This window comes from Streptomyces sp. ISL-66 (assembly GCF_018614135.1).
GTDB lineage: Bacteria > Actinomycetota > Actinomycetes > Streptomycetales > Streptomycetaceae > Streptomyces.
In genome coordinates this window covers 1-24164 of record NZ_JAGGOW010000133.1, presented here as the reverse complement: position 1 = coordinate 24164, position 24164 = coordinate 1, and the positions used below count along the sequence as shown (strand labels likewise).

General features: G+C 72.7%; 20 protein-coding genes. 13 read left to right on the top strand and 7 right to left on the bottom strand.

Annotated elements, in window-relative coordinates:
- Positions 1-135 precede the first annotated feature (135 nt).
- Positions 136-1176: a DNA-3-methyladenine glycosylase gene (locus tag J7E97_RS24885; RefSeq protein ID WP_215031328.1), complete on the top strand. Its 1041-nt coding sequence runs from the start codon at positions 136-138 to the stop codon at positions 1174-1176.
- Positions 1177-1248: 72 nt separating this feature from the next.
- On the opposite strand, the gene J7E97_RS24880 is transcribed toward J7E97_RS24885, so the two are convergent.
- Genes J7E97_RS24880 through J7E97_RS24870 form a run of 3 tightly spaced genes read right to left on the bottom strand, consistent with a single transcriptional unit; the run spans position 1249 to position 4064 of the window.
- Positions 1249-2586 (bottom strand): coenzyme F420-0:L-glutamate ligase, encoded by a 1338-nt coding sequence (locus J7E97_RS24880; RefSeq protein WP_215031325.1) that lies wholly within the window; start codon positions 2584-2586, stop codon positions 1249-1251.
- Positions 2583-3542: a 2-phospho-L-lactate transferase gene (cofD, locus tag J7E97_RS24875; RefSeq protein WP_215031322.1), complete on the bottom strand. Its 960-nt coding sequence runs from the start codon at positions 3540-3542 to the stop codon at positions 2583-2585. Before cofD ends, J7E97_RS24880 begins: the two co-directional genes overlap by 4 nt.
- Positions 3543-3572: 30 nt before the next feature.
- The gene (locus J7E97_RS24870; protein WP_215031346.1) at positions 3573-4064 is read right to left on the bottom strand and encodes a cysteine dioxygenase family protein; all 492 of its coding nucleotides are present in this window, start codon (positions 4062-4064) and stop codon (positions 3573-3575) included.
- A gap of 721 nt (positions 4065-4785) precedes the next feature.
- On the opposite strand from J7E97_RS24870, the gene J7E97_RS24865 reads away from it, so the two are divergent.
- The 3 genes from J7E97_RS24865 (at position 4786) to J7E97_RS24855 (ending at position 10605) form a co-directional block, all read left to right on the top strand.
- On the top strand, positions 4786-5049 hold the full coding sequence (locus J7E97_RS24865) for a WhiB family transcriptional regulator (protein WP_112450237.1): 264 nt from the start codon (positions 4786-4788) through the stop codon (positions 5047-5049).
- Between the two features lie 334 nt (positions 5050-5383).
- Positions 5384-9115, top strand: coding sequence for a glycosyltransferase family 2 protein (locus J7E97_RS24860; RefSeq protein WP_215031319.1), 3732 nt, complete (start codon positions 5384-5386; stop codon positions 9113-9115).
- Positions 9112-10605 (top strand): DUF5719 family protein, encoded by a 1494-nt coding sequence (locus tag J7E97_RS24855; RefSeq protein WP_215031316.1) that lies wholly within the window; start codon positions 9112-9114, stop codon positions 10603-10605. The genes J7E97_RS24860 and J7E97_RS24855 overlap by 4 nt, the downstream gene beginning before the upstream one ends.
- A gap of 66 nt (positions 10606-10671) precedes the next feature.
- Here the strand turns inward: J7E97_RS24855 and J7E97_RS24850 are convergent, their stop codons facing one another.
- A complete protein-coding gene (locus J7E97_RS24850) occupies positions 10672-11055 on the bottom strand; it encodes a metallopeptidase family protein (RefSeq protein WP_215031313.1) in 384 nt (127 codons plus the stop codon).
- A 219-nt stretch (positions 11056-11274) separates the two neighbouring features.
- Between J7E97_RS24850 and J7E97_RS24845 the strand changes: the two genes are divergently transcribed.
- From J7E97_RS24845 to J7E97_RS24820, 6 genes are all read left to right on the top strand, one after another.
- Entirely contained in the window at positions 11275-11655 is a 381-nt protein-coding gene (locus J7E97_RS24845; protein WP_215031310.1) for a DUF3499 domain-containing protein, read from the top strand.
- 78 nt (positions 11656-11733) lie between these two features.
- Positions 11734-13104 carry a phosphomannomutase/phosphoglucomutase gene (locus J7E97_RS24840; RefSeq protein WP_215031308.1) on the top strand — a complete coding sequence of 457 codons (1371 nt, stop codon included), beginning with the start codon at positions 11734-11736 and terminating at the stop codon, positions 13102-13104.
- 109 nt (positions 13105-13213) lie between these two features.
- Entirely contained in the window at positions 13214-13402 is a 189-nt protein-coding gene (locus J7E97_RS24835; protein ID WP_215031305.1) for a Trm112 family protein, read from the top strand.
- A gap of 96 nt (positions 13403-13498) precedes the next feature.
- Positions 13499-14632, top strand: coding sequence for an SIS domain-containing protein (locus J7E97_RS24830; protein WP_215031302.1), 1134 nt, complete (start codon positions 13499-13501; stop codon positions 14630-14632).
- Between the two features lie 38 nt (positions 14633-14670).
- Positions 14671-15843: a mannose-6-phosphate isomerase, class I gene (gene manA / locus J7E97_RS24825; RefSeq protein WP_215031299.1), complete on the top strand. Its 1173-nt coding sequence runs from the start codon at positions 14671-14673 to the stop codon at positions 15841-15843.
- A 93-nt stretch (positions 15844-15936) separates the two neighbouring features.
- Positions 15937-16902 carry a cation diffusion facilitator family transporter gene (locus J7E97_RS24820; protein WP_215031296.1) on the top strand — a complete coding sequence of 322 codons (966 nt, stop codon included), beginning with the start codon at positions 15937-15939 and terminating at the stop codon, positions 16900-16902.
- Positions 16903-17023: 121 nt separating this feature from the next.
- On the opposite strand, the gene J7E97_RS24815 is transcribed toward J7E97_RS24820, so the two are convergent.
- Positions 17024-19129 carry a fructose-specific PTS transporter subunit EIIC gene (locus J7E97_RS24815; RefSeq protein ID WP_215031293.1) on the bottom strand — a complete coding sequence of 702 codons (2106 nt, stop codon included), beginning with the start codon at positions 19127-19129 and terminating at the stop codon, positions 17024-17026.
- Between the two features lie 356 nt (positions 19130-19485).
- Between J7E97_RS24815 and ahcY the strand changes: the two genes are divergently transcribed.
- Positions 19486-20937, top strand: a complete 1452-nt coding sequence (gene ahcY, locus J7E97_RS24810; RefSeq protein ID WP_215031290.1) for an adenosylhomocysteinase — start codon at positions 19486-19488, stop codon at positions 20935-20937.
- Between the two features lie 139 nt (positions 20938-21076).
- A complete protein-coding gene (locus J7E97_RS24805) occupies positions 21077-21694 on the top strand; it encodes a hypothetical protein (RefSeq protein ID WP_215031287.1) in 618 nt (205 codons plus the stop codon).
- A 1-nt stretch (position 21695) separates the two neighbouring features.
- Here J7E97_RS24805 and J7E97_RS24800 read toward each other — a convergent pair whose 3' ends face one another.
- On the bottom strand, positions 21696-22637 hold the full coding sequence (locus J7E97_RS24800) for an RDD family protein (RefSeq protein ID WP_215031284.1): 942 nt from the start codon (positions 22635-22637) through the stop codon (positions 21696-21698).
- Positions 22638-22743: 106 nt separating this feature from the next.
- Here J7E97_RS24800 and J7E97_RS24795 point away from each other — a divergent pair, with 106 nt between their 5' ends.
- Complete coding sequence (locus J7E97_RS24795; RefSeq protein WP_215031281.1) at positions 22744-23751, top strand: stage II sporulation protein M; 1008 nt, start codon at positions 22744-22746, stop codon at positions 23749-23751.
- 176 nt (positions 23752-23927) lie between these two features.
- On the opposite strand, the gene J7E97_RS24790 is transcribed toward J7E97_RS24795, so the two are convergent.
- Positions 23928-24164, bottom strand: a 237-nt coding sequence (locus J7E97_RS24790) for a hypothetical protein (RefSeq protein ID WP_215031278.1), incomplete at its 5' end; no start/stop codon positions are given.

The window sequence follows — 24164 nt, the reverse complement described above, 5'->3', positions numbered from 1 at the left end:
CGGCTCCCGCCCGTCCGTCCGGCGCCGGTTGGAGCGCGGAGCCCCGGCAACGGTGGAAGCGGGGTCCCCCCGGACGGAGTCCGGGGGGACGGCGGGCAGGAAAGGGGGCCGGCCCCGCACGGCTACGCTCAAGGCATGGCCGGCCGCTTCGACCCCCTCACCCCCACCGCGATCCGCGGCGGCCGCACCGACGTGCCCGCGGCCCCGGGTGCCGGCCCGGGCCCCGAGGGGGGCCCGCCCGAGACCCGGATCTGGCCCCCGCCCGGCCCGGTGGACCTGGGCCTCATCCTCGGCCCCCTCAGACGCGGCCCCGCCGACCCCACCTTCCGCGCCACCCCCGGCGCGGTCTGGCGCGCCACCCGCACCCCGGCCGGGCCCGCCACCCTGCGCGTCGCACTCCGGGCCGCCGGCCGCGAAGTGATCGCCGACGCGTGGGGCCCCGGCGCCGGCTGGGTCCTCGACCGGCTCCCCGAACTGCTCGGTTCCGCCGACGACCCGGCCGCCTTCGTACCCCGCCACCGGCTGGTGCACGCCAGTCACCGCCGCCGTCCGGGCCTGCGGCTGACCCGCACCGGCCTGGTCCTGGAGTCGCTGATCCCGGTGATCCTGGAGCAGAAGGTCACCGTCGACGAGGCCTACCGCGCCTGGCGCCGCCTCGTCCGCCAGTACGGCGAGCCCGCCCCGGGCCCCGCCCCCGCCCCCGCTCCCGGCCGGGCCCAGAGCGGCCTCTACGTCATGCCCGAGCCCCGGACCTGGGCGATGGTCCCCTCATGGGACTGGCACAAGGCAGGCGTGGACGCGAAGCGCTCCGCCACGATCGTCCGTGCCGCCCGCGTCGCCGCCCGCCTCGAAGAGGCCGCCGCGATGGAACTCCCGCAGGCCACCGCGCGGCTCCAGGCCGTCCCGGGCATCGGCCCGTGGACCTCGGCCGAAACGCTTCAGCGCAGCAACGGCGACGCCGACGCCCTCACCACGGGAGACCTCCACCTCCCCGGCATCGTCGGCTACGCACTCGCCGGGGACCGCGACGCCGACGACGCCGCCATGCTGGAGCTCCTCGCCCCGTACGCCGGCCAGCGCCACCGCGCCGCCCGCCTCATCCTCCTGGCCGGAACCGCGGCGATCCCGCCCCGCCGGGCCCCCCGCATGCCCCGCGGTGACATCGGCCGGCTCTAGTGCGGTGACGGGGGTGCGCCCGTGCGGTCCCCGACCGCACCCCGGGGCCGGCCGCGGCCCCGCGCGGGAGGGTCAGCGGACCTCGATGAAGTCCTCGGCCGGCCTCTCCGCCCGCTCGGCCGGAGCGAGCGCCGCGTGGCCCACGGCCACCGCGCCCATCGGGTCCCACTCCTGCGGCAGCCCCAGCACCTTGCGCACCACGTCCCGGCAGAACATCGTCGAGGACACCCACGCCGACCCCAGCCGCTCCCCGGCCAGCGCGACCAGGAAGTTCTGCACGCCCGCGCCCATGGCGGCGACGAACATCTCCCGCTCCGCCGCGTCCCGCCGCGCGTGCCCGTAGCCGTGCATGCCCTCGGTGACCATGCACGGCACCACCAGGTACGGCGCGGCCCGCAGGACGTCACCCCGCCGGATCCGCTTCGCGACGGACTCCTCGGACCTGCCGTCGCGCCGCAGGTCCCGGATCCACGCGTCCCGCATCGCGTCGAGCAGCTCCAGGCGCGCCCCCTCGGACTCCAGCAGCACGAACCGCCACGGCGTCGTGTGGTGCGGGGCCGGGGCCGTCACGGCCGCCGCCACCGCGCGGCGCACCGCGCCCGGGTCCACGGGCTCGGACGTGAAGGCGCGTACGGTACGGCGCTGGGTCACGGCCTCCCGTACCGCCTCGGAGGTGCCCAGCCGGAACATGTCGTCGGCGGGGAGGCGTACGAGGTCGGCGGCCGAGGAGCCCTCGCCCAGTACGTGCGCCAGCCCGCGCACCAGGGCCACCGGGAGCCCGTCGGCCTTGCCCTTGACCAGGTCGCCCGCGGCGGCCAGCTCGTCGGCGGTCGCGACGACCGTCGAGCTCAGCGGGTTCCCGTGGGTGTCGGTGCCCCCGCGCAGGTCGTCGAGGACGCGTACGCCCGCGGAACCGATCGCCACGTCGGTGAGCCCGGTGCGCCACGGCCGCCCGAAGGTGTCCGTCACGACGACGCCCACGTCGACCGACAGCGCCTCCCGCAGCCCCGCCCGGATGGCCGCGGCCGAGGCGTCGGGGTCCTCGGGCAGCAGCAGGACGGTACCGGCCTCGGTGTTCGAGGCGTCGACGCCCGCCGCGGCCATGACCAGGCCCTGCCGGTTCTCCACGATCCGCAGCGGGCCCCGGCGCGCTACGACCCGTACGGTCTCGGCGTCTATGGCCTCCTCGCGCGACTCGGCCCGCACGATCCGGCCCTCCGCCTTGGAGACGATCTTCGAGGTGACGAGCAGGACGTCGCCGTCCCGCAGCCCGGGCCCGGCCGAGGCCGCCGCCGCGATCAGCGCCGCCAGGTCGTCGCCGGGCCGCACCTCCGGGATCCCGCCGAGGGCCAGGACCTCGTACGAGGGCGCCTGGGCCCCAGCGGTGCGAGGAGGCCGCGGGCCGGTCACCGGGAGGCCTCCGCCAGTTCCAGCGCGGCCCGCGCCATGTCGGCGGTGGCGGCCAGGTCGGTCATCATCAGCGGCACCGCCCGGCAGGTGATGCCGGCGGCTTCCACCTCGGCGACGGAGTCCGCGTCGGCGGTGTCGACGAGCCAGCCGTCGAGCAGTCCGGTGCCGTAGTGCAGGGCGACGGCCGCGGCGGTGGACTCGACGCCGACGGCGGCGAGCACCTTGTCGGCCATCCCGCGCACCGGCGCGCCCCCGACGATGGGGGAGAGGCCGACGACCGGCGCCCCGGCGGAGGCCACGGCCTCGCGGATGCCGGGCACGGCGAGGATCGTGCCGACCGAGACCACGGGGTTGGACGGCGGGAAGAGGATCACGTCGGCGGCCGCGATGGCCTCCAGCACGCCGGGCGCCGGCTTGGCCTGTTCGGCGCCCACGGGGACGACGGCCTCGGCGTCCACGGCCGCGCGCATCCGCACCCAGTACTCCTGGAAGTGGATGACCTTGCGCTCGCCGGTGCCGGCCTCGGTGATCGCGACGTGGGTCTCGACCCGGTCGTCGGACATGGGGAGCAGCCTGACGCCGGGCTGCCAGCGGTCGCAGAGGGCTTCGGTGACGGCGCTGAGCGGGTAGCCCGCGCCGAGCATCTGCGTACGGACGATGTGGGTGGCGAAGTCGCGGTCGCCGAGGCCGAACCACGTGGGTCCGACCCCGTACGCCGCGAGTTCCTCCTTGACGGTGAAGGACTCGTCGGTGCGGCCCCAGCCCTGGTCCTCGTTGATGCCACCGCCGAGGGTGTACATCACCGTGTCCAGATCGGGGCACACCTTGAGTCCGAACAGGTGGATGTCGTCACCGGTGTTGCCGATGACCGTGATGTCCGCGTCGGGAACCGCGGCCTTGAGACCGCGGAGGAAACGGGCGCCGCCGATGCCGCCGGCCAGAACAACAATGCGCATGCTGCGCAGTCTGTCAGGCGGCGCGGCGGATCAGACCGAGAGGGCCCGCGGCCGGGCGGGGGAGCAGTTGTGCATCGGCATCTCGGTGAGGCCGGGGAAGTACACGTGCAGGCTGACCGCTCCTTCGAGGCCGTCGTTGACGACCTCGTGGGCGTAGCCGGGGGCGAAGACGCGCTGGGCGCCGGCCCGCAGCGAGAGCGGCCCGCGGGCGGTGTGCTCGGTGAGCGCGCCGTCCAGGACGGTCAGCACGCCGGAGGAGGCTCCGTGGTCGTGCCGGCCGCTGCCCTGGCCGGGGACCCAGCTGAGCAGCCAGACCTCGTAGCCGGGGCCGGTGCGCAGCCGGTGGTACCAGCGGGTGGTGGCGTCGTACCGGACCAGGTGCTCCCAGGCGGAGCGGTCCTCGGCGATGGAGCGGGCGAGGCCCACGAACTCGGCGACGGTGGCCGGGTGCTCGGGGGCGGGCTGGAGGAGGTGCTGGACGGAGAGGATGTCGCCGGCGATCTGGAGGTCGCTCTCGACCATCGCGGGCGCGACGGGAGCCACGGGGGCGGCGTTCAGGGTGCTGGTGGTGTTGCTGTTCATCGGGGGGTTCCTCGACGGATGTCAGTCGTGCTGGCGGTCGCTGTGGGGAGCGCGGCTGGAGCTCAGAGGAGCCGGAGCTCCGTAGGCATCAACAGCTGCAACAGCAACAGCGAACCTGGGCAGCGCACAGGAACCCACGAATGGGGGTCCGGGTGGCGGCTGCGGGCGCTGACATGGCAACAAGGAGACCGGCTGGGGGCGAGGCTGTCAACCCGATGTCCGATTTGGCGGAAAAGTTTCACCTCATCCGGTTACCGTGCCCGGAGAAAGGTTTGTGCAGTCGATACCAGGGGATGTGGCGCTGCAAGTCGCGCCGCAGCTCGCTGTGGCCGGTCTCAAACCTGACGGGCCGTGCGTTGTCGACCTGTGGCCGAAATGTGATCTGCGCCGCTTCTTCGCCCGGATCGAAACTCCGCCACAAAGTGACGCGTCGATCACTGTGAAGGGAGTGCTTCATGGGACACCTGTTGCATGTGTCACGATTTTTGGCGATATGAACACTTTCTGCCTAGGCTTGGTTCCGCAGAGTGAATAAGAGGCCCAATAGCAGACCTCGGCTTGACTGCGCCGGAGCCTCGCACTTGTAATTTCACTCGTGTCGTTACGTAGCGATGAGTAACGACAACACCACGGGGACGCACAGACAGAGCAAGGGGCGCACATGACCGAGCTGGTTCAGGAACTGCTGGTCGAGGAGGCGGACGAAGAGCTCGGATGGCAGGAGCGAGCTCTCTGCGCCCAGACCGACCCCGAGTCCTTCTTTCCCGAGAAGGGCGGCTCCACCCGCGAGGCCAAGAAGGTCTGCCTCGCCTGCGAAGTCCGCTCCGAATGCCTCGAGTACGCACTCGCCAACGACGAGCGATTCGGCATCTGGGGCGGCCTGTCCGAACGCGAGCGCCGGCGTCTGAAGAAGGCCGCCGTCTGAAACGCCCGCAGCGCGCGCCCGGCGGCGCCTACGGCACGGCGCACGACCTGTCCGGCGGCATATCCGGCGGTATACCCCGCCGCACGGCCGACGCCACCGCCCACGGCACGGGCAGCACCACCGGCCCCGCCCGCGGCACTACCCATAGCGGCGCAAATAGCAGTACAACGAACAGTACGACCAGCGGTACTACGAGCAGAGCAAACGGTCCGCCTCCCGCACCTTCCCCGCAGGAGGCGGACCGCCGTGTTCCCAGCCGTTAGTGTGGGGCGCTGTCCAGCAGCCTCCGAGGGCACAACACCCCCGGACCCCCGGCCGGAGGGCCCGTACCGCGATGTCCCTGCACAGCCAGTCGAGCGCCTCCTACCAGGCTGCCGCCGCACCAGAGTTCCCCCGGCACGTCGTCACCGCCGTCCTCGTGGCCCACGACGGCTCCCGCTGGCTGCCCCGCACGCTCGCGGGCCTCCTCGCCCAGGAACGCCCCGCCCAGAACCACATCGCCGCCGACACCGGCAGCGCCGACGACTCCGCGCGCCTGCTCGGCGAGGCCCTGGGAGACGAACGCGTCCTCCACCTCGCCCGCCGCACCGGATTCGGCGCCGCCGTCGACGAAGTCGCCCGCACCGCCCCCACGCTGACCCCCGAGGACCTCCCGTACCTCAAGCGGCCCTCCGGCTGGGACCCCGTCAGCCGCACCTGGCGCGACGACACCTACGACCTCCCCGAACTGCCCCACGGCGAACCCGTCCAGTGGCTCTGGCTCCTCCACGACGACTGCGCGCCCGAGCCCGACGCCCTCGCGCAACTCCTGCGCGTGGCCGAGGACAACCCCGACGCCGCCGTCATCGGCCCCAAGCTGCGCGGCTGGTACGACAAGAAGCAGCTCCTCGAAGTCGGCGTCACCATCGCCCGCAGCGGCCGCCGCTGGACCGGCCTCGACCGCCGCGAACAGGACCAGGGCCAGCACGACCAGGTCCAGCCCGTCCTGTCCGTCTCCACCGCCGGCATGCTGATCCGCCGCGACGTCTACGACGACCTCGGCGGCTTCGACCGGCGGCTGCCCCTCATGCGCGACGACGTCGACCTGTGCTGGCGCGCCCAGAGCGCCGGCCACGCCGTCCTCATCGCCCCCGACGCCGTCCTGCGGCACGCCGAGGCCTCCGCCCGCGAACGCCGCACCGTCGACTGCGCCGGCCGCTCCACCGCCAGCCCGCACCGCGTCGACAAGGCCGGCGCCGTCTACACCATGCTGGCCAACAGCTCCGGCCGCGCCCTCCCGTACGTCCTGCTGCGCGTCCTCGTCGGCACCGTCCTGCGCACCCTGGCCTACCTCGTCGGCAAGGCCCCCGGACAGGCCGTCGACGAGATCACCGGCCTCCTCGCCACCCTGCTCCGCCCCGGCCGCGTCCTCGCCGCCCGCAGAGCGCGCCGCCGCCCCGCCGTCCCCGCCAAGGACCTGCGCCCCCTCTTTCCCCCGCCCGGCGCCACCCTGCGCGCCAACGCCGAGCAGCTCGCCGGCTACTTCGGCGCCGACCGCGACACCGAGGCCACCCACACGGGCGCCGGCCGGCACGGCGGAGCCGTCGAATCCGGTCCCGGCGCCGACGACGACGCCGACTACCTGGAGATCGAACAGTTCGCGCGCATCAAGCGGATCGCCCGCAAGCCCGCGCCCGTCCTCTTCGCCCTCCTCCTGCTCGTCTCCGTCATCGCCTGCCGCTCCCTGCTCGGCGGCGGCTCCCTCATGGGCGGCGCCCTGCTCCCCGCCCCCGACGGCGGACTCGACCTCTGGCGCACCTACGCCGACGACTGGCAGCCCGTCGGCACCGGCACCACCACCGGAGCACCGCCCTACCTCGCCGTCCTCGGAGCCCTCTCCACCCTGCTCTTCGGCTCCACCAACGCCGCCCTGACGCTGCTCCTCGTCTGCTCCGTCCCGCTCGCCGGACTCAGCGCCTACTTCGCCTCCCGGCCGCTCGTCGAATCCCGGCTGCTGCGCGCCTGGGCCGCCGTCGCCTACGCCTTCCTCCCCGCCGTCACCGGAGCCCTCGCCGGCGGACGGCTCGGCACCGCCGTCCTCGCGATCCTGCTCCCGCTCATCGCCCGCTCCGCCGTCGCCGCCTTCGGCTTCGGCGGCCCGCAGGGCCCGCGGGACGCCGAGAACCCCGGCGGCACCTGGCGCTCGGTCTGGACCTACACCCTCCTGCTGACCCTGGCCGCCGCCTTCACCCCCGTCGTCTGGCCGCTCGCCGCCGTACTCGGAGCCGCCGCGCTCGTCCTGCGCCGCGCGCACTGGAAGACGTACGGACCGCGCCTCCTCGCGACGCTCGCCGTCCCCCTCCTGGCCCTCGCCCCCTGGTCGCTGAGCCTGCTCACCCACCCCGGCCGCTTCCTGAACGAGGCCGGACTGCCCTACGGAGCCGGCTCGGCCGGAGCCCTGGACCTGCTCGGCATCAGCCCCGGCGGACCCCGCACCGCCGGCGGGCTGATCCTCATCGGCGTCGTCCTCGCCGCCCTCGCCGCCCTGCTGCGCACCGAGCGGCAGTTCGCCGTCCGCACCGCCTGGGCCGCCGCCCTGGCCGCGCTCGTCCTCGCCGTGCTCGTCAACCGCACCACCTGGGCCGGCCCCGCCACCCTCGTCTACGGACTCGCCCTGCTGGCCGCCGCCGCCGTCGGCGCCGACGGAGCCAAGGAGCGCGTGGCCGCCCGCAGCTTCGGCTGGCGCCAGCCGCTCGCCGTCCTCATCGCGCTCGCCGCCGCCGTCGGCCCGCTGATCGGCGCCGCCGGCTGGATGCTCAGCGGAGCCGCCGGCCCGCTGGAGCGCCGCGACCCGGTCCAGGTCCCCGCGTTCGTCGCCGAAGAGAGCGGCACCCGCGACCAGGCCCGCACCCTCGTCATCGGCGCGACCTCCCCGGCCGCCGTCTCCTACAGCCTCGTACGCGGCTCCGGCGGCCGCCTCGGCGACGCCGAACTCGCCGCCCAGGCCGGCAGCGACAGCCGCCTCGACAAGGTCGTCTCCAGCCTCGTCGCCGGATCCGGCGCCGACCAGACCGACCAGCTCGGCGGCTTCGCCATCCGCTACGTCCTGGTCCGCGACGGAGCCCCGGCGCAGATCGGCCGCGTCCTCGACGCCACCCCCGGACTCAGCCGCCTCAGCAAGCTCGAAGGCAGCGCCCTGTGGCGCGTGGACCGCCAGGTCGCCCGCGCCGTCATCCTCCCCGCCAAGCCGGGCGAGGCCCCGATCCCCGTCGCCTCCGGCCCCGTCGAGGTCCACAGCAAGATCCCGGCGGGCGAGGCCGGCCGCACGCTGCGCATCGCGGACAAGGCCGCGGCCGGCTGGCAGGCCACCCTCGACGGCAAGCCGCTCAAGGCCAAGACGCTCGACGGCTGGGCCCAGGGCTTCGAGCTCCCCGCCGGCGGCGGCCGCCTCGACCTCGTCCACGACGACGCCCTCACCCGGACCGCCTGGCACTGGGCGCAGGGTCTGCTCGCGCTGGTCCTGCTCGTGATGGCCCTCCCGGGCCGCCGCACCAGCCTCGACGACGACCTCCCCGAGGAGGAGGCCGCGCCCGCCGAGGAGGCCGGCGAGGGCCGCCGCGCCCGCCGCCTGCGCGAGCAGTCCGAGACGGAGGCCGAAGCCCCCGCCGAGGCCGCCGTCGCCGCCGACCCGTACGCGCAGATCCCGGAGCAGCAGGCGTACGGGGACGACGGGTACGCCTACCAGCAGGCGTACGGGGACCAGGACGGTTACGCCTACGGCCACCAGGAGCCGCAGCAGCAGCAGCCGCAGCAGCCGCAGGAACAGCAACAGCCCCAGCAGCCGCCGTACGAGCCGTACCCCTACGGCGGGCAGCCGCAGCAGCCGTACGCCGAGCAGCAGTACGCGGAGCAGCAGTACAGCGAACAGCCGTACGCGGAGCAGCCGTACCAGCAGCAGCCCCCGCAGCAGCGGGACCACGAGCAGTACCCGTACCCGTACGAGCCGTACGACACCTATGGACAGCAGCACGACGGACAGCACGACGGGCGCCACGTCCCGCGTCCGGACGGGAGCCCCCAGCAGTGAAGCAGCGCGTACCCCTGACGCTCGCCGCGGTCACGGCGGCCCTGGCCGCCGTCACCGGCCTGGCCACCCTCACCGCGCCCGCCGCCGACGGCGCCCCCGCGGCGGCCGCGTCCGGCAAGACCGCCGCCCGGATGCCCGTCGAGCGGTCCCTGCTGGTGTGCCCCTCGCCCAGCACCTCCGACATCGCCGACACCGCGTACACCGCCATCACCCCCGGCGCGGCCGCCGCGGGCGGCACGGGCACGGCCCGGCTGCTGGGCGCGACCAAGGACGCCAAGCCGGTACTGGAGCTCAAGGAGCCCGGCAAGCCCGTCGGAGCCAAGGCCTCCGGAGCCGAGGCCCCCGCGCTCACCGGCACGGCGGACGGGTTCCTCGCACCCGGCTGGAGCGCGCAGCAGACCACGCTGGTCTCGGTCGGCCGCACGCGCGGCCTGCTCGGCGTCGGCTGCACCGCGCCCGGCACCGACTTCTGGTTCCCCGGCGTGAGCACCGCGAAGGGGCGCGAGGACTACGTCCACTTCACCAACCCGGACGACGACGCGGCCGTGGTGGACATCAAGCTGTTCGGCCCCGACGGCGCGGTCAAGACCGAAGCGGGCACCAGCGAGAACATCCGCATCGACCCGAAGTCCAGCAAGGCCATCTCCCTGTCCTCCCTCGCCCCCGGCGCGCAGCTCGCGGACGTCACCGCCCACGTGACGACCCGCGCCGGCCGCATCGGGGCCACCGCCCAGGTCGGCGAAGAAGGGGTCGGCGCGGACTGGCTGCCCGCCTCGATCGACCCGGCGGGGACGCTGGTCCTGCCGGGCATCCCGGCGGACGCCACCTCGGTGCGCCTGATCGCCTTCGCGCCCGGCGAAGAGGACGCGGACCTCACGATCCGCCTGGCCGCGGCGAACGGCTCCCTCACCCCGGCGGGCAACGAACAGCTCCACGTCAAGGCCGGGATGACCGCGAGCGCGGACCTCAAGGACGTCACGCGCGGCGAAGCGGGCTCCCTCGTCCTGTCCCCGGCCGAAGGCAAGCAGACCGTCCCGGTCGTCGCGGCGGTACGGATCGTGCGCGGCAGCGGCGCCAAGCAGGACCTCGGCTTCGTCCAGGCGGCCGCGCCGGTGGGCCAGCGGGCGACCGTGGCCGACAACCGCCCGGAGGAGAACGCGACGGTCCTGGCCCTGACGGCGGCGTCCGGCGCCGACGCGACGGTCAAGGTGACGGCCTCGGCGGGCACGGAGGGCGGCGAGCCGGCCTCCAAGGAGGTCACCGTCAAGGCGGGCACGACCCAGACCCTGACGCTCGCCCCGACGGGCGGCAAGGGCCCCTACGCGCTGACGGTGGAAACACTCACGGGCGGCCCGGTCCACGCGTCCCGCACGCTGACCCTGCCGCGCGACGGCACCCCGATGTTCACCGTCCAGACCCTGTCGGACGACCGCTCGACGGTCTCGGTCCCCCAGGCCACCCAGGACCTGTCGGTCCTCACCGAGGACTGACGGGAGGGCCTGGTGCCGTGACCGGGAAGGCCACGGCACCAGGGCCACGGCACCCAGGCCGCGGCACTAGTCCTGCCCGTACCTCGGATCCACCGTCTCAGGTGACAGCCCGAGCAGCTCCGCCACCTGTTCCACCACGATCTCGTGTACGAGCAGCGCTTTCTCGTCCCGCGTCTTCGTCCTGATCTCCACCGGCCGCCGGAACACCACGATCCGGGGCGGGCGGCCGCCGCCCGGCTCGGCGAGCGCCCCCAGCGGCACCGCCTCGTCGTTCCAGCCCGCGTCCGCGCCGCCGGGCGGTCCCGGGACGTCGCCGACCAGGAATTCCACCTCCGCCAGCTGGGGCCAGCGCCGCTCCAGGCGCTCCACGGAGTCCCGTACGAGATCGCCGAAGAGCTCCGACCGGCTCGCCGACAGCGGCACCTGCGGAGGGGCCACCGGCCCGCGCATCCCCCGTCCGTGCCGGTCGCGCCGCCGTACTCTCGGCTCGCCGTCGGCGGAGGCCTCCGGGAGGGGCAGGGGCGGGGGAAGGGGAGGCAGGGAGCTGTCCGTCACCCCCGCAGGGTAGCCCGCACCTCCCGCCCGGGCGGGGGTGATGAGCCGACACGGGCGAGTGGCCGGGGGGAGAGTCGTCGCGGCCCGGTCAAGAGTGCGGTACCGTCCAACGTCGTGAGCCTTGTACGTCGCTGTTCTCGCACCGCGTGCGGCCGCCCTGCCGTCGCGACGCTGACGTACGTCTACGCCGATTCGACCGCAGTCCTCGGCCCGCTCGCCACCTACGCCGAACCCCACTGCTACGACCTGTGCGCCGAGCACGCGGAGCGGATGACCGCCCCGCGCGGCTGGGACGTCGTACGCCTCACCGGCGGATCCGCGCCCTCCCGGCCCACCGGCGACGACCTCGAAGCCCTCGCCAACGCCGTACGGGAAGCCGCGCGCCCGCCCGAGCGCGTCCCCGAGGCCCGGGGCGGCGCCGCGGGCCGGACCGGTTCCGGTACGGGCGAGACACGTCGCGGACACCTGAGGGTCCTGCGTTCGCCCGATTCCTGACGCTCCGATCGTCTGAAATGCGACTCCACGTCCACGGTAGGTTTGGTCCACAGCAGATCACCTTCAGGAGGGCAGGCAGTGGCCACCGATCTTTCGAACATCATCAAGGCTTATGACGTACGGGGCGTCGTCCCGGACGAGTGGGACGAGTCCCTGGCCGAAGTGTTCGGTGCCGCATTCGTCGAGGTCACCGGCGCCACCGCGATCGTCGTCGGGTACGACATGCGCCCCTCGTCGCCCGCCCTGTCCGGCGCCTTCGCCCGCGGCGCGGCCGCCCGCGGCGTCGACGTCACCCTGATCGGACTGTGCTCCACCGACCAGCTGTACTACGCCTCCGGCAGCCTGAACCTGCCCGGAGCGATGTTCACGGCCTCGCACAACCCGGCCCAGTACAACGGCATCAAGCTCTGCCGGGCCGGCGCCGCCCCCGTGGGCCAGGACACCGGTCTCGCCACCATCCGCGGGCTCGCCGAGAAGTGGACCGACGAAGGCGCCCCCGCGATCCCCGCCGGCACCGTCCCGGGCACCATCACCGAGCTGGACAGCCTCCCCGGCTACGCCGAGCACCTCAAGGGCCTGGTCGACCTCACCGCCATCCGCCCCCTCAAGGTCGTCGTCGACGCGGGCAACGGCATGGGCGGCCACACCGTCCCCACCGTCTTCGCCGGCCTCCCGCTGGACCTCGTCCCCATGTACTTCGAGCTGGACGGGACCTTCCCCAACCACGAGGCCAACCCCCTCGACCCGAAGAACATCGTCGACCTGCAGGCCCGCGTGAAGTCCGAGGGCGCGGACCTCGGCATCGCCTTCGACGGCGACGCCGACCGCTGCTTCATCGTCGACGAGCGCGGCGAGGGCGTCTCCCCGTCCGCCATCACCGCCCTGGTCGCCGCCCGCGAACTGGCCCGCAACGGCGGCACCGGCACCGTGATCCACAACCTGATCACGTCCTGGTCCGTCCCCGAGGTCGTCCGCGAGAACGGCGGCACCCCGGTCCGCACCCGCGTCGGCCACTCCTTCATCAAGGAGGAGATGGCCAAGTCCGGCGCCATCTTCGGCGGCGAGCACTCCGCGCACTACTACTTCAAGGACTTCTGGAACGCGGACACCGGCATGCTCGCCGCGCTTCACGTCCTCGCGGCCCTCGGCGGCCAGGACGGCCCCCTCTCCGAGCTGGTCTCCTCCTACGACCGCTACGCGGGCTCGGGCGAGATCAACTCCACCGTCGCCGACCAGGTCGGCCGCGTCGCCGCCATCAAGGAGACGTACGGCGCGCAGCCGGACATCACCCTGGACGAACTGGACGGCCTCACCGTCACCAGCACCGACTGGTGGTTCAACGTGCGCGCCTCCAACACCGAGCCGCTGCTCCGCCTCAACGTCGAGGCCCGCGACCCCGCCACCCTCGCCAAGGTCCGCGACGAGGTCCTGGCCCTCATCCGCGCCTGAGGCGACCGGACCGGCGCCACTACCGCCGAGTCACCTTCCGACCGCACCGCAGGTGACTCGGCGGTACGCTGACCAGGCCCCATCCGCATCCCGAAGGGAACCCGCCGCCATGCCGCTCGAAGCCGGCCTCCTGGAGATCCTCGCCTGCCCCGCCTGCCACTCGCCCCTCGAGGACAAGTCGGCCGACGCGGAGGCCCCCGAGCTGATCTGCACCGGAGGCCAGGACTGCGGCCTCGCCTACCCGGTCCGCGACGGCATTCCGGTGCTCCTCGTGGACGAGGCGCGCCGCCCCGCCTGAGCTGCCACCTCCACGCCGCGCAAACGCTGAGACTGGTTCCGTCACTCCACAGGTTCCGTCACCACTGGACACGTCACAGACACAGCCGGAGGCCGCATGCTCGACGAGTCGCTCCTCGACGCACCTGACGATCTCGCCCGCGCCGACCGCCGCGGCCTCCTGCGCGGCGCCGCCGAGGCCGGGGCCAGGGTGCGCACTGCGGCCCGGCACGCCACCGAGGCGGGCCTGGCCGACCTCCGTCCCGACGGCCGCCCGCGCGCGGTCCTCATCGCCGGACCCGGCACGGCCGCCACCGGCGTGGCGGACCTGCTCGGAGCGCTCGCCGGAGCCTCCGCGCCCGTCATCCGGCTCCACCCCACCGGCGTCGCGCACGCCGCCGGGGCGCTGCGCTGGACCCTGCCCGGCTGGGCCGGCCCCGTGGACCTCCTGCTCATCGCCACCACCGACGGCACCGAGCCGGGCCTCGCCGTCCTCGCCGAACAGGCTTACCGGCGCGGCTGCGCCGTCGTCGCCGTCGCGCCCGAGCGGTCGCCGCTGAGCGAGGCGGTGGAGGGCGCGCACGGACTCCTCGTACCGATGGCGAAAGCCCCGTACCAGGAGTACGACGAATCCGCCGCGGCCGGACCCGGCGCCCTGTGGGCCCTGCTGACGCCGCTGCTGGTGCTCCTCGACCGGGTCGGCCTGATCACCGCCGCCCCGCACACCCTGCAGCTCGTCGCCGACCGGCTCGACCGCACCGCCGAACGCTGCGGCCCCGCCATCGCCACCTACTCCAACCCGGCCAAGACCCTCGCGTCCGAGCTCGCCGACTCCCTCCCCCTGATCTGGAGCGAGGGCACCGGAGCCGGGCCCGCCGGCCGCCGCTTCGCCGCGACCCTCGCCGAGCTCGCCGGGCGCCCCGCACTCGCCGCCGACCTCCCCGAGGCCCTGCCGGCCCACGGAGTCCTGCTCGCCGGCTCCTTCGCCGCCGGCGCCGACCCCGAGGACTTCTTCCGCGACCGGCTGGAAGAACCACAGGCCATGCGCGCACGCGTCGTCCTGCTGCGCGACCGGCCCGCGGGCGGACTGACGGCCGCCCCCGCCGCCCGAGAGCTCGCGCTCAGCCACGACACGGCCATCAGCGAGCTCGAACCGGAGGAGGGCACCGAGCTGGAACAGCTCGCCGAACTCCTCGCCGTCACGGACTTCGCCACCGCCTACCTGGCGCTGGCCTCCGGGGGACGCAGCTGAGGCGCACAGCCGTGCCCTCTCACTCAGGAAGACGACCGATGGACCGCCTCACCAACACGATCCGACCGTACGCATGGGGATCCACCACCGCGATCCCCGAGCTCATCGGAGTCGCGCCCACCGGGGAACCGCAGGCCGAGATGTGGATGGGAGCCCACCCCGGCGCCCCCTCCCGGCTGGACCGCGGAGCCGGCGAGAGCCCCCTCTCGGAGGTCATCGCGGCCGACCCCGAAGGCGAGCTGGGCCCGGCCGCCGTCGACAAGTTCGGCCCCCGGCTGCCCTTCCTCCTCAAACTCCTCGCCGCCGGAGCCCCGCTCTCCCTCCAGGTCCACCCCGACCTCGCCCAGGCCCAGGCCGGGTTCGAGGACGAGGAGCGCCGCGGCGTCCCGATCGACGCGCCGCAGCGCAACTACAAGGACGCCAACCACAAGCCCGAACTGATCTGCGCCCTCACCCCCTTCGACGGCCTGTGCGGATTCCGCCCGCCCCTGGCCGCCGCCGAACTGCTCGAGGGCCTCGGCGTCGACTCCCTCAAGCCCTACGTCGACCTCCTGCGGGCCCACCCCGAGGAGGCGGCGCTGCGCGAGGTGCTCACCGCCGTCCTGACCGCCGACCGCACGGAGATGGCCCGTACGGTCACCGAGGCCGCGGCTGCCGCCGAGCGGCTCGGGGGCCCGTACGCCCCGTACGCGGGACTCGTCCACGGCTACCCGGGCGACCCGGGCGTCATCGCCGCGATGCTCCTCAACCACGTGCGACTCCAGCCCGGCGAAGCCATGTTCCTCGGCGCCGGCATCCCGCACGCCTACCTCGACGGCCTCGGGGTCGAACTCATGGCCAACTCCGACAACGTCCTGCGCTGCGGACTCACCCCCAAGCACGTCGACGTGCCGGAGCTGCTCAAGGTGGTCATCTTCGAGCCCGGCGACCCCCGCCTCCTGCGCCCCGAGGGCAACGGCGAAGAGGTCTACGAGACCCCCATCGACGAATTCCGGCTCTCCCGCCTCGTCCTGGCCCCCGGCGGCGCGCCCCGACCGCTCCCCGACACCACCCCGCAGATCCTCCTCTGCACGGCCGGATCCCCGAAGGCCTCCTCCCCGAACTCCGGTGAACTGGCCCTGTCCCCGGGCGAGTCCGTGTTCGTACCGGCGGGCGAAAGGGCCGAACTGTCCGGAACCGGCACGGTCTTCCGGGCCACGGTGGTGGTCTGACGTACCGTCCCTACCGGTGGCTGTGAGAATCTGCGGCCGTAGCGCGGCGCTCCGGACAGGGGCGCCGCACCGAGGAAGGGACACATCGCAACCATGAGCGCGTCGGGCGGAACCAAGGCGATCGTGGCGGCACTCGCCGCCAATCTCGCCATCGCTGTAGCCAAGTTCGTGGCCTTCGTATTCAGCGGCTCCTCGTCGATGCTCGCGGAAAGCGTCCACTCGCTGGCGGACTCCGGCAACCAGGGCCTGCTGCTGCTCGGCGGCAAGAAGGCCCAGCGCGAGGCGACACCCGAGCACCCCTTCGGATACGGGCGCGAGCGCTACATCTACGCCTTCCTCGTCTCCATCGTGCTGTTCACCGTCGGTGGCATGTTCGCCATCTACGAGGGCTACGAGAAGATCCAGCACCCGCACGCGATCGAGCACTGGTACTGGCCGATCGGCGTCCTGGTCTTCGCGATCATCGCGGAGTCCTACTCCTTCCGCACCGCGATCAAGGAGTCGAACGAGATCCGCGGCACCCTTTCGTGGGGCCAGTTCATCAAGCGCGCCAAGGCCCCCGAGCTGCCCGTCGTCCTCCTGGAAGACCTCGGCGCCCTGATCGGCCTGGTCCTGGCCCTCGCGGGCGTCGGCATCGCCCTCGCGACCGGCGACGGCATCTGGGACGGCATCGGCACCCTGTGCATCGGCGTCCTGCTGATCGTCATCGCCATCGTGCTCGCCGCGGAGACCAAGTCCCTGCTGCTCGGCGAGGCCGCCGGCACCGAGGACGTCGAGAAGATCAAGGCCGCCGTCGTCGACGGCGCCGTGGTCACCGGCATCATCCACATGCGCACCCTGCACCTCGGCCCCGAGGAGCTCCTGGTCGCCGCGAAGATCGCCGTACGGGCCGACGACACCGCGACCGAGGTGGCCAACGCCATCAACGCAGCCGAGGCCCGCATCCGCACGGCGGTCCCGATCGCCCGCGTGATCTACCTGGAGCCCGACATCTACAACGCCGAGGCCGCCGCGAAGGGCGCCGACCTAACCAAGTCCCCGGGCGCCGACGGCCACTGACGGCACCGGACGTGACGTGGCCCCCCTGCGCTGCCACAGGGGGGCCACGTCACGTCGGCCGGCGGCCGGGTCAGTCGCCCGCCGCGGCCTCGTACGACCAGGGCGCTGAAGGGGGCTGCGGCTAGCGGATCTCGCGCAGCACCTCCAGGATCGCGGCCTCGTCGGGCGCGGCCTGGAGCCGCTCCCGGAAGCCGGTGTCCATCAGCTTGCGCGACAGCAGCGCCAGGATCCGCAGGTGCTCGTCACCGGCGGCGGCCTCCGGCACCGAGATCATGAACACCAGCCGGGCCTTCGTCCCGTCCAGCGCGCCCCACTCGATGCCCTCGTCGGACCGGGCGAAGCCCACCGTCGGGCGGATCACCGCGTCGGTCTTGGCGTGCGGGATCGCGATCGACTCACCGAGCCCCGTCGTCCCCTGCGCCTCCCGGGCGAGGGCGACCCGTACGAGCTCGTCCACGTCGCGGACGTTGCCGGTGGTGGCCAGCATCTGCGCCATCTCGCGGATCGCGGCTTCCTTGGAGCCCGAGGCCAGCTCCGTCTTCACGGTCTGCCCGGTGAGGTATCCGGACAGCACCTCCGGGGGCCCGCCCGCGGCGACGGGAGCGGCCGCGGGCTGCGCCTGTACGGCCGTCCCGGCACCGAGACCGCCACCGTCGGCCGAACCGACACCGACACCGACACCGACACCGGCACCCACACCGGCACCCACACCCACACCGGCCCCGGCCAGGACCGGCTCCGGCGCGAGCACCGCCGGACCGCCGGTCACACCGTCCCGGCGCTGCTTGAACTCGATCAGCGCGTTCGTCGTCAGCGCGGTCACGACCGCACCGGCCGCGATGGCCACGAAGAACATCACGACGCCGCTGATCGCACCGAACAGCGAGACGATCGGACCACCGTGCGGCACCGAGTCCTGGACCCCCGCCACACCGGCGATCGCACCGGCCACCGCGCCGCCGAGCATGTTCGCCGGAATGACCTGGGCGGGCCTGGCGGCGGCGAAGGGGATCGCGCCTTCGGAGATGCCGAAGAAGCCCATGAACAGGGCGGCGAGGCCGGTTTCCCGCTCCTCGGCGCCGTAGAGCTTGCGGCGCATCAGCGTGGCCAGACCCTGGCCGAGCGGCATGACCGGGATGGCCGCGGCGGCCATGCCCATGACGTGGTTGTTGGTGCCGATGAGGCCGACGGCGACGAGGAACGCGGTCTTGTTGACCGGACCGCCCATGTCGAAGGCGATCATCAGGCCGATCAGGGTGCCGAGCACGATGGCGCTGGAGCCGGTCATCCCGTTCAGCCAGCTCGTCAGGTGCGTGAAGACCCAGGAGATGGGCCGGCCGATCACATAGATGTAGAACAACCCCAGTGCCAGGGTCGACAGGATGGGAATCACGATGATCGGCATGATCGGCTGGACGACCTTGGGGACCTTGACCTTCTTGATCCACCCCACCAGATAGCCCGCGAGGAAGCCCGTCGCGATGGCGCCCAGGAAGCCGGCGTTCGCATCGGCACCGTAGATGTGGACGGCGTCGGCGGCCAGGAAGCCGCCGATCATGCCGGGTACGAGGGCCGGCCGGTCACCGAGGGCGTAGGCGATGTAGCCGGAGAAGATCGGCAGCATCAGGCTGAAGCCGGTCACGCCGAGCTTGTTGACGTAGAACCAGAAGGTCCCGTCGGGGATGACCAGCCCGCCCTTGGCGTCCGCGTGTCCGCCGAGGGACAGGGACACGGCGAGCAGCAGACCGCCCACTACCACGAACGGGATCATGTGCGAGACGCCGTTCATGAGCGCCTTGTACGCCTGGCTGCGCTGCCGGCCACCGCCCCCGCCGCCGCTGCCCGGGGCCGCCGAGGTCCCGGCCGCCTGCACGGGGGCGGTGCGCACGCGGTCGAAGAGCTCCTCCGGCTTGTGGATGCCGTCCGCGACGCCGGTGGACAGCACCCGCTTCCCGGCGAACCGCTCGAGGTCGACCTCCTTGTCGGCGGCGATGATGACGCCGTCCGCCTCTCTGACATCGTTGTCAGTGAGCACGTTCTCGGCCCCGATCGAGCCTTGCGTCTCCACCTTCATCGAGATGCCGAGGCGGTCGGCCGCCTGCTGGAGCTTCTCCGCGGCCATGTAGGTGTGCGCGATGCCCGTGGGACACGCGGTAACGGCGACCAACTTCACGGGCTCGTGCCCGCTTACGCTCCCACCGTCGGGAGGGCCTGACGGACTGGTCACTGGAATCTCCTCACGCACCTGGCTCGGTCCTGCGGGACCGCGCCTATACATCCGGTCCAACCGGCATCCTCCACCATGTATGCGGTGCGTCAAAAGTCCCGAAGAGCCCGACTTCTCCGCCGCAGTACCCGAACCCCAAGCGAGACTTGCCCCGGGTTCGTCTGGGCCCGGCTCCGCCGATCGGTGTAGATTCGTCTCAGTGTCAGGCGTCGCTGCTGATGGCGGTCGGGCGGTCTTCGAGACCGGCCGAGGGGAGAGAGGACCCCCGACGGACTGAGCGCCATGTGCCACGTCCTTAACGACGGTGCACGGCTCAGCCGTACCCACCCTCTCGACCCATGAGGAGCAGCACCCACATGACTGCCGCATTCACCGACTTCAAGGTCGCGGACCTCTCCCTCGCCGCTTTCGGGCGCAAGGAGATCACCCTCGCCGAGCACGAGATGCCCGGCCTGATGTCGATCCGCGCCGAGTATGCGAAGACCCAGCCCCTGGCCGGCGCCCGCGTCACCGGCTCCCTGCACATGACCGTGCAGACCGCCGTCCTGATCGAGACCCTCGTCGCCCTCGGCGCCGACGTCCGCTGGGCCTCCTGCAACATCTTCTCCACCCAGGACCACGCGGCCGCCGCCATCGCCGTCGGCCCGAACGGCACCCCGGAGAACCCGCAGGGCGTCCCCGTCTTCGCCTGGAAGGGCGAGACGCTGGAAGAGTACTGGTGGTGCACGGAGCAGGCGCTGACCTGGCCGAACACCCCCACCGGCGGCCCGAACATGATCCTCGACGACGGTGGCGACGCCACCCTCCTCGTCCACAAGGGCGTCGAGTTCGAGAAGATCGGCGCGGCCCCGGACCCGTCCACGGCGGACTCCGAGGAGTACGGCTACATCCTGACCCTCCTCAACCGCACCCTGGGCGAGTCCCCGCAGAAGTGGACGCAGCTCGCGTCCGAGATCCGCGGCGTCACCGAGGAGACCACCACCGGTGTCCACCGCCTCTACGAGATGATGGACGAGGGCACCCTGCTCTTCCCGGCGATCAACGTGAACGACGCCGTGACGAAGTCGAAGTTCGACAACAAGTACGGCTGCCGCCACTCGCTCATCGACGGCATCAACCGCGCCACCGACGTCCTCATCGGCGGCAAGGTCGCGGTCGTCTGCGGCTACGGCGACGTCGGCAAGGGCTGCGCCGAATCCCTCCGCGGCCAGGGCGCGCGCGTCATCATCACCGAGATCGACCCGATCTGCGCGCTCCAGGCGGCCATGGACGGGTACCAGGTCGCCACGCTCGACGACGTCGTGGAGATCGCCGACATCTTCATCACGACCACGGGCAACAAGGACATCATCATGGCCTCCGACATGGCCAAGATGAAGCACCAGGCCATCGTCGGCAACATCGGCCACTTCGACAACGAGATCGACATGGCCGGCCTGGCCAAGATCGAGGGCATCGTCAAGGACGAGGTCAAGCCGCAGGTCCACACCTGGAAGTTCCCCGACGGCAAGGTCCTCATCGTCCTGTCCGAGGGCCGCCTGCTGAACCTGGGCAACGCGACGGGCCACCCGTCCTTCGTGATGTCGAACTCCTTCGCGGACCAGACCCTGGCCCAGATCGAGCTCTTCACCAAGCCGGCCGAGTACCCCACCGACGTCTACGTGCTCCCCAAGCACCTCGACGAGAAGGTGGCCCGCCTCCACCTCGACGCCCTCGGCGTCAGGCTCACCACCCTCCGCAAGGAGCAGGCCGACTACATCGGCGTCAAGGTCGAAGGCCCGTACAAGCCCGACCACTACCGCTACTGATCCCGACCCCGCAGTAGCAGCAGCACGTCACGCAGGCCCCCGGCAGAGATGCCGGGGGCCTGCCCCGTACCGGCCGTACCCCTGGCCTCGCCCGCCCCGCCACACCCGGAACCCCGCACCGACCCAAGGACCCCGCCCGATGCCCCGCGGCCGCTACTCGCTCCACGACCCGCACGACCACACGCCCCTCGGCGAGGAGCACTTCCACTGCGCCCCGGGCCCCTCGGGCTGGCGCTACGTCTCCCAGCTCATCGCCCCCGACGGCGAACACCGCGGCTCCCTGGACCTCGCCATCGACGAACTCGGCCGCCCCATCCGCCTCGAGGCCAACGCCTCCAGCTGGCAGGTCCGCGGCGCCGCCATCGACGGCGTCACCTGGGTCCGCACCGACCCCCTCGGCGCCGAGGCCACCGAAGGCAACGTCCGGGCCCCCGGCTTCACCGGCACCTCCCCGGCCTTCCTGATCGCCACGGCCCGCCTGCTCCGCCTCGACCCGGGCGCACCCGCCACCCGCGTCCGCCTCGTCGCCCTGACCGACCCGGTCCTGGCCCCGCGTACGGTCGACCAGGCGTGGGCCCTGCTGCGCCGCGAGGAGCACGCCACCGACAGCGGCCCGCTCCTCGTCGACGCGTACCAGGTCAGCGCCCTGGACACCGGTGAGGTCCACACGATCCACATGGCCGGAGACGTGGTCCTCTCGGCCCCCGGCATCGAACTCGAACACCTGGAAACCCCGCCGTCCACCTTCGAGCGGTAGCTCAGGCGGGCGGAGCGAACCCGGTGGCACGGGGCGGCCGCACGGCCACCCCCACGGGCGCCACGGCCGGCGCGACCGGCGCCGGGGCGGGCGCGACCGCGGGCAGGGCCGGCATCCCGCCGTAGGCAGCCGCGAGCTGCGGCTGCGGATACGCCTGCGCCTGCGACGGCGCCTGGTCGTGCACGCCGCCGGCGGTACGGGAAAAGGCCCGGGCCGCGTCCCGCGACTGCCGCTCGTGCACCACCGCCATCAGGAACGAGGCGGCCGGTACCCCGGCCGGTGCGGGCGCCCCCGTACGCGCCACGAGATCGTCCGCGAGCCGGGCCGCCATCACGTCGCCCACCTGCGGATCCAGCTGGTTCATCCGGGTCAGGTACTGGCGGATCGCCAGCCACAGGCCGTCCGGCACCGCCGACAGGTCCATTCCGCCGAACCGCCCGGCCAGCCACGGCGGCGGCGCGGGCACGGGCATCACCCGCGCCCCCGGCACCCGCTCCCGGATGACCAGGGTCCCCGCGAAGACGTCGCCGAGGCGCCGCCCCCGCGCCGAGACCAGCGACGCGATGCACGCCACCGACCCGAAGAAGGCCAGCAGCTCGATGACGCCCAGCGCCCCCCGCACCAGCGCGTGCCGGAAGCGGATCGGCCCGCCGTCATCGCGCACCACCCGCAGCCCGCACGCGAGCTTGCCCAGCGACCGCCCGTGACTGAGGGTCTCCACCGCGATCGGTACGCCGACGAGGACTAGCAGGAAGGAAGAGACGGCGACGGCCGCCTGGGCCGCGTCGTCCAGCGAGGCGGTGGCGAAGGCCAGCCCGAGCGTGATGAGCAGGTACCCGGCGATGTACACGACCAGGTCGAGCAGGATCGCCAGCGCCCGGCTCGGCAGCCTCGCCGGCCGCAGCCCCAGGACGACCGCGTCCCCCGTCACCAGATCGCTCACCGATGCACCCACCCTTCACGTGACCTGCCCCGCCCCTTTGGCACCCAGTCTGCCAAGCTGACGGCGGAAGCAATAGGTAAACCAGGGGCAGGGGAGCGCCAAGCGCATGGATGTCGACGTCTTCGTGGCAGCCCACCAGGCGGAATGGGCGCGCCTGGAACAGCTCCTGGGCCGTGGCCGCCGCCTCACGGGCGCCGAGGCCGACGAACTCGTCGCGCTCTACCAGCGCACGTCCACCCACCTCTCCCTCATCCAGTCCAGCACGCCCGACCCGATGCTCACGGGCCGCCTGACCCAGCTCGTCGCCCGCGCCCGCGCCACCGTGACGGGCGCCCGCCGCAGCGGCTGGCGCGACGCGGCCCGCTTCTTCACCGCCGGCTTCCCGGCCGCCGTCTACCTCAGCCGCCGCTGGTGGATACCCGCGGCGCTGATCTCGGTAGCCATCGGTGTGCTCGTCGGCTGGTGGATCGCCACGCACCCGGAGATCCAGGGCGCGATCGGGGCCCCGGACGACCTGAAGGCGATGACGAAGCCGGGCGGCGAGTACGAGACGTACTACTCCAGCCACCCCGCCGCCTCCTTCGCGGCCCAGGTCTGGACGAACAACGCCCAGGCGGCCGCGATGTGCCTGGTCCTGGGCGCGTTCCTGGGCCTGCCGGTGCTGTGGATCCTGTGGATGAACATGCTGAACCTGGGGGTCGCGATCGGCCTGATGTCCTCGGCCGACCGTCTCGACGTCTTCCTCGGCCTGATCCTCCCGCACGGCCTGCTCGAACTGACGGCCGTCTTCGTCGCCGCCGGTACGGGCCTGCGCCTGGGCTGGACGGTCATCGACCCGGGCCACCGAACCCGTCGCGTGGCCCTCGCCGAACAGGGCCGCGCCGCCCTGGGCATGGCCCTGGGACTGGCCGTGGTCCTCTTCGTCTCGGGCCTGATCGAAGGCTTCGTCACCCCCTCCGGCCTGCCCACCTGGGCCCGTATCGGCATCGGAGTGGCCGCCGAGGCCGCCTTCCTCCTCTACGTCTACGTCCTGGGCGGCCGCGCGGCCCGCGCCGGCGAGGTGGGCGACGTGGAGCCCGCCGACCAGACGGCGACGCTCCCCACCGCGGCGTGATGTGCGTACGAGCGGACTGAGCTGCTAGTCTCCTCGTCGTCCCGCAAAGACCGTTGACACGGCCGACGCGGGGAGGTAGATTCGAACGGTTGCCTCGAACTGGACAAGTTCGGCAGTGATGGTTTAAAATCTTTCTCGCCCCAGGAATCGAATTCCAAGTGGGCACAGTCGACTCCTCATTCAGGAATCCGAAGCCGGGAAATCCGGTGGAAATCTTCTGATAGAGTCGGACTCGCCGGAAAGGGAAAACGCGAAAGCGAATGACCTGGAAGGCGGAAAACAAGCGGGACTGGCTCTGATAGAGTCGGAAACGCAAGAACGAAGGAAGCGCCCGGAGGAAAGCCCCAGAGGGTGAGTACAAAGGAAGCGTCCGTTCCTTGAGAACTCAACAGCGTGCCAAAAATCAACGCCAA

Coding starts and splice junctions, on each gene's coding strand:
- J7E97_RS24835 (WP_215031305.1), top strand. CDS start 13,214: ATGCCGCTCGAAGCCGGCCTCCTGGAGATCCTCGCCTGCCCCGCCTGC.
- J7E97_RS24830 (WP_215031302.1), top strand. CDS start 13,499: ATGCTCGACGAGTCGCTCCTCGACGCACCTGACGATCTCGCCCGCGCC.
- J7E97_RS24850 (WP_215031313.1), bottom strand. CDS start 11,055: ATGCGCGGGCCGGTGGCCCCTCCGCAGGTGCCGCTGTCGGCGAGCCGG.
- J7E97_RS24870 (WP_215031346.1), bottom strand. CDS start 4,064: ATGGTCGAGAGCGACCTCCAGATCGCCGGCGACATCCTCTCCGTCCAG.
- J7E97_RS24860 (WP_215031319.1), top strand. CDS start 5,384: ATGTCCCTGCACAGCCAGTCGAGCGCCTCCTACCAGGCTGCCGCCGCA.
- cofD (WP_215031322.1), bottom strand. CDS start 3,542: ATGCGCATTGTTGTTCTGGCCGGCGGCATCGGCGGCGCCCGTTTCCTC.
- J7E97_RS24820 (WP_215031296.1), top strand. CDS start 15,937: ATGAGCGCGTCGGGCGGAACCAAGGCGATCGTGGCGGCACTCGCCGCC.
- ahcY (WP_215031290.1), top strand. CDS start 19,486: ATGACTGCCGCATTCACCGACTTCAAGGTCGCGGACCTCTCCCTCGCC.
- J7E97_RS24865 (WP_112450237.1), top strand. CDS start 4,786: ATGACCGAGCTGGTTCAGGAACTGCTGGTCGAGGAGGCGGACGAAGAG.
- J7E97_RS24885 (WP_215031328.1), top strand. CDS start 136: ATGGCCGGCCGCTTCGACCCCCTCACCCCCACCGCGATCCGCGGCGGC.
- J7E97_RS24805 (WP_215031287.1), top strand. CDS start 21,077: ATGCCCCGCGGCCGCTACTCGCTCCACGACCCGCACGACCACACGCCC.
- J7E97_RS24795 (WP_215031281.1), top strand. CDS start 22,744: ATGGATGTCGACGTCTTCGTGGCAGCCCACCAGGCGGAATGGGCGCGC.
- manA (WP_215031299.1), top strand. CDS start 14,671: ATGGACCGCCTCACCAACACGATCCGACCGTACGCATGGGGATCCACC.